The organism is Nostoc sp. UCD121 (assembly GCF_014222285.1).
Classification (GTDB): Bacteria; Cyanobacteriota; Cyanobacteriia; order Cyanobacteriales; family Nostocaceae; genus Nostoc.
The window spans coordinates 1-4802 of the sequence record NZ_JACKZS010000349.1 but is presented as its reverse complement, the minus strand read 5'-3'; the positions used below and the strand labels follow the sequence as shown (position 1 = coordinate 4802).

The 4802-nt window shown below is 41.2% G+C and carries 5 protein-coding genes; 1 reads left to right on the top strand and 4 read right to left on the bottom strand.

The annotated features are described in order from the left end of the window. Positions 1-414 (top strand): tetratricopeptide repeat protein (locus GNF10_RS35265; protein ID WP_185607420.1); only part of this gene is annotated, 414 nt, incomplete at its 5' end. A gap of 81 nt (positions 415-495) precedes the next feature. Here the strand turns inward: GNF10_RS35265 and GNF10_RS35260 are convergent. From GNF10_RS35260 to GNF10_RS35245, 4 genes are all read right to left on the bottom strand, one after another. Beyond that, a complete protein-coding gene (locus tag GNF10_RS35260; RefSeq protein WP_185593268.1) occupies positions 496-708 on the bottom strand; it encodes a hypothetical protein in 213 nt (70 codons plus the stop codon). Between the two features lie 71 nt (positions 709-779). Next, positions 780-1001, bottom strand: a complete 222-nt coding sequence (locus GNF10_RS35255; protein WP_100896908.1) for a hypothetical protein — start codon at positions 999-1001, stop codon at positions 780-782. Positions 1002-1038: 37 nt separating this feature from the next. Continuing rightward, positions 1039-3906, bottom strand: a complete 2868-nt coding sequence (locus GNF10_RS35250; RefSeq protein ID WP_185584846.1) for a DEAD/DEAH box helicase — start codon at positions 3904-3906, stop codon at positions 1039-1041. Positions 3907-3989: 83 nt separating this feature from the next. Then, a partial coding sequence (locus GNF10_RS35245; RefSeq protein ID WP_185607419.1) for a chromosome partitioning protein ParB occupies positions 3990-4802 on the bottom strand: 813 nt, incomplete at its 5' end.

The following is a 4802-nucleotide window of genomic DNA, read 5'->3' as shown; positions in this document are numbered from 1 at the left end:
ATAGGACATAGGTTTATATTTCTAGGATTAACTTATAAAAATTTAGGAGATATCCAAACATCTTTTCAAATGTACAATCAGGCTGTTACTTTTGCTGATGACAACCACTATACTCAAATTAAAGCTAGGGCTTTAACTGGTCTGGCAGAACTTTATCGAGAACAGCAAGAATTTGAGACTGCATTTTCTTATAATTCAAAAGCGATAGTTCTGCTGGATAAAATAGGTGCTAAATGTGACCTTGCTGAAGCTTACTATCAATTAGGATTGACTTATCAGAAAATGGAAGAATTAGAAAACAGTAAGGAAAATTTTGATAAAGCGATTCGACTATTTAGAGAAATAGAAGCACCCAAGCAAATTGAGAAGGTAAGACGTGCGAAGGAAAATGGTGGAAGTAATCAGATAGAGTGAAATGAAATACAAGATTTCTCGTCATGCTGAACAAAAAAGGAACTAGGTAGCGAAAAATTTTTATTTAATGTCATGTGTTTATTAGCGACAAAATAACCAAACAGTAATTATATATCCTGCCATCATTCCCTGACTTAGACCACTCAGGTTAGGATTTGAGAAACTTGGGTCAGTTTTAAGCGTCCATTTATACCACAGCCAACCAAGAAAAAAACCAGCACTAGAACCAAGTAAAGCAACAATAAATGAGCGCAAAAATGTTAATAAGCTGTACTTAAAATTTTTCAAACGCACCTTTAACGCTACCTGTGTTCGTCTGCCCTACATACTGTCCATGTACAGGTATTGATTATTGGCGATTTACTTTAGAATCTTGACCCGCAAAGAGACTGAAGTTGAACTTCCGGCAAGTTCCGATTCTTTTCCCGACAAACTAACACATCAGTTAACCGTCGTTCAGCATAGAACTGATGAGCTATCCAACCCAAGGGAAGACCAGCCAATAGTCCAACAATTAACCCAATTATCAAGCTAGAAACAAGATTCTTTCTAGTGATAGTATTCTGCCTCTCTACTCTTGCTGACATAATTCCCCTCCAAATGAATAAAATGCCTTTATTAAAATTATCGCGTCTCCCCAAATTCCTTGATATATTCCACCAAATCTCTGGTGTAACCACCCTCAGAAATTCGCCCCAAGTCCCCCACCAAAATAAACAATTCTCTCGCTCTACTCACAGCCACATTAAGTAAATTAGGTCGGCGATTGATAAACCAGAGGCTATCAGTTTGTTGGCATTGGCGAGTCGATAAAATTATCACTGATTTCTGCCCACCTTGGAATGTGTGAACTGTGCCAATGCTTTGCTTTGAAAAATCAGTCCAGCGAGATCGTAAACGTTGAGTCAGCGCATCTACTTGACGACGGTAAGGTGAAATCACGCCAATCGTGTTGTCAGAATCAGGAGAATTTAAGCAATAACCCGCCGCTAACAACTCCTCAATCAACGCCTCTACTACATCAACCTCTGCCCAATTAACGTTGTTCTCAAGTTTCCCTTCAACTTGGCAACCAATTAAGTTAGCACCCAACCGAGAAGCTTGAGGCTCAGTTTTAATGATCATGCCGTAATTACACAAGCGATCGCAAAAATCAGCAATCACCGGAACACAACGGTAATGATATTTAAGGATAATCCCCTGACCAATATCTTGCGGTTGCCCTGATGCCCCAGCCGCTCGGTGATAAGCTGTTGTTGCTGTGGGGCTGTAGCGGTCATAATCTACATCCGTTAGTCCCTGTTCTAAAAATGACTTGCTGCGATATTCCTCTTTCTTCTGGTCGCTCAAATTAACAACCGGCTCCAGTTGCAATGGATCGCCTACAATCAAAGCCCGATTACACCGCACTAAAACAGGGAAAACCTGATGTGGTGGAATCTGACCCGCTTCATCTACAATTACTTGGTCAATACAGCCACTATCGGGATAGGGTAACAAATTGCGGATGGAGTGCAAAGTGCAAAGAAACACCGGAAATAACAGGCTGATATCCCGATAAATGTTTCTCCAATTATGACTTAACTGACGAAAAGCATCCCATTCGCCATTCAATAATGCAATGTAAGTTCTAATGGAAGCTATCACCTCATCTTTCCGTCGCAGAGCTTCTTGTTGCTGAAATTGCCAAGACCACTCAAACAACTCTACTTGCAGCGAGTGCAATTTGGTGTAGAAACGACTGTAAAAATCTTTGGGGGGATAAGTGGCGAGTCGGTTTTCGATTTCAGAACGGCGAGTAATGAGGTCTTCTCGTTGCTGCTTTCTTGACTCAATCTGCTGTTGTGTGCTGTCAATACCATTCTGTTGTTGCTGCCAGTTCAATGCTTCTGCAATAAGCTGGTCAACGCTCTGTTGGGCGGCGATGAGAGATTCAGTTGTTAGTGGGATTTGAAATTGAAAAGGGGTGGCCAGCGTCGCTAACACAGGCATCTCTATCTGTTTATGCAAGCGTTTGAGAATATGATGTGCGCTGGTTTTGGTTATCCAGTGCCAGAATCGTTTAATCGTCTGCAAAATCTGGACAAACCATTTGTCATTTCTACTAAATGCCTGCTTGTAATCTTCAGACGGCAAAGAACGCCTAGCAGTGTCAAGATGTTCCCCTATCTGCTGGTAAGCTTCTAGGGGGAACTTATTGTAGTCGCGGTCAAATTCTAATGGTGACGAAGATTCAAATGCAGAGGTTTTTATCGCCACTGAGAGCAATTGTATATCGTGGCATAGCGACTCTAATAACTGCTCATCAGCTTTTTTTTGTTGTTGATCATGCTCATCTTGCTTTATGTGAGATTCTATCTGCTGAACACCTGCTAACAATTGTTGCTTCGTTGACTCCCATTCATCGTAATTAAATGTTTCTTTGGCTAACCAATCGAGTGCAGCTTGCAAGCTAGGTAAAACTTGAGTGTCAACTAAATCCCTAGAACCTCCTGATAAGTAGAAACGGTCAGAGGTCAGGTTGTTGGCTAGGATTTTCTCAACGTTATTTACAGCAAATTTGTTAGTGCTTGTTACCACAGTTAGGTTACTTCTATCTTCACCCGTTGTTGCTAATTCGACTGCTCGACGTACCACTTGCTGCGCTATCTTATGTAACAACAGTGTGGTCTTGCCATTCCCCGGTGGGCCAATCACAGCAGTAACAGGTTGATCCTTAGAATGTTTGAGAGCAAGTGCTTGATAGTCATCCGCCTGTGAGTTCGGAAAAGCACCCAAAAAAAGTACTTCATGTTGAGGTGCTTTTGGTTGTCCAAATAAATATTCGTAAGCCGGATGTCCTGGTCTTGACCACTGAAAGTAATTCTGGTCGCTAATTTTCTGAAAATCTTTTTTGAGGTTGTAATTAAAAGCAGCGTAGTCAAAATCCAATAGATAAGGGAGAAGTTTTGACCGCACGGGGAACGGCGGTAATTCAATCAGTCCCATAAAGTCTTGTAGCGTTTTAAAGGGACGATTGAAAGTAGTTTCGAGAAAAACTTTCAACCCCTCCCTTGTTACCAGGGACTCAGCCGCTTCTTCCTCTAGCCCATACCACTGCATCAAATTGGGAATAACAGGCTGAAACTCATAATCAGTTAAATTCCATCCGCTACTGCGATAATTGCCCTCGAATATTGGGGAAACGTTGATAGTGAACAACGGGCGAAATTGACGGCGATTCGATTCAACTACATAAAGTTGCGGGAAAGCTACAGCAATTGATGGTAATTTTGTTTGCTCAAAGTTCTTTGCACTTTTAAACGGTTGCTTTAGTTTTTTAAATAAAGACTCGTCTATTAATAATTTATCGCCTACCAGATTTACGAGAGAGTCCCAGATGTTCGGTTGTTCTGAATCGTCAGCTTCTACTTTGGCATTACTCAAATTTTCAACATGGATGTAATCTAACCAAGCTTTGAGTAATTCTCGAATCTGTGAATCTTCCGCCATCTCTGTTTCTCCCCTCGCACCCAATCATGAATCACAGGTAAAAAGACTCTAAAAGTAGAGATTACCTGACAATTTACCTAAAGTCACTCATCCCCTAGTAAGGCTTCGAGCTTATTTAAAAGGTTTACTAGCTGCTTTTGCTTTCTAGGTTCTTTCCATAACTGACGCTTCTTAATGCGTTGGGTGATATTTTGGAGGCGGTCTGGTATTTGGTTAGTTGTTTTAGATGAGGATGTTTGTTCATCATCAGTCCAATCTGTAATTTTTTCTTTGATTTGGCTTAAAGACCAATCCGATGCTATCGCTTCGGATAAAAGTTTTTTTCGGATTTCATTATTTCTTACCCGCGCCAAGACTTGTGCTTTGGTGTATTCCAGTTTCCCTGAACGCAGTGCCATTAAAATTTCTTCGGGCAGATTTAGCAAAGGTAAGCGTGTGGTAATGAACGATAGCCAATTCATGAGTCCCAGGCTCTCAAACACCTGTTGTACCGTGTTTGATTGTTCTTCATCTAGGTTAGGAGAAACGTTTTTACTAGATTCAGTTTTCTCGGCTAACTGGTCAGAAACGTTGTCAAGAGTTTGTGGATTATCGGGGTTAGGAAAAACGTTTTTACTAGATTCAGTTTTCTCGGCTAACTGGTCAGAAACGCTGTCAAGAGTTTGTGGATTATCGGGGTTAGGAAAAACGTTTTTACTAGATTCATTTAATGAGGATTTTGACGGCTGTTCCCCCTTGCTGTGAGCGTTTTTCATTCGATACAGCAAGGATTTGACGGCTTCTACATCGCAATGCAGTCGGATTGCCAACAGGTGCAATATCCCTTCAGTTTCTTCAACAGGGTTAAGGTCTTCTCGTTGCAGGTTTTCAATCAAAGCCAACTGAAACGCTTGGTC

What these genes read in the sequence shown, in the direction of transcription:
- GNF10_RS35255 (WP_100896908.1), bottom strand. Translation starts at nt 1,001, where the DNA reads ATGTCAGCAAGAGTAGAGAGGCAGAATACTATCACTAGAAAGAATCTT.
- GNF10_RS35250 (WP_185584846.1), bottom strand. Translation starts at nt 3,906, where the DNA reads ATGGCGGAAGATTCACAGATTCGAGAATTACTCAAAGCTTGGTTAGAT.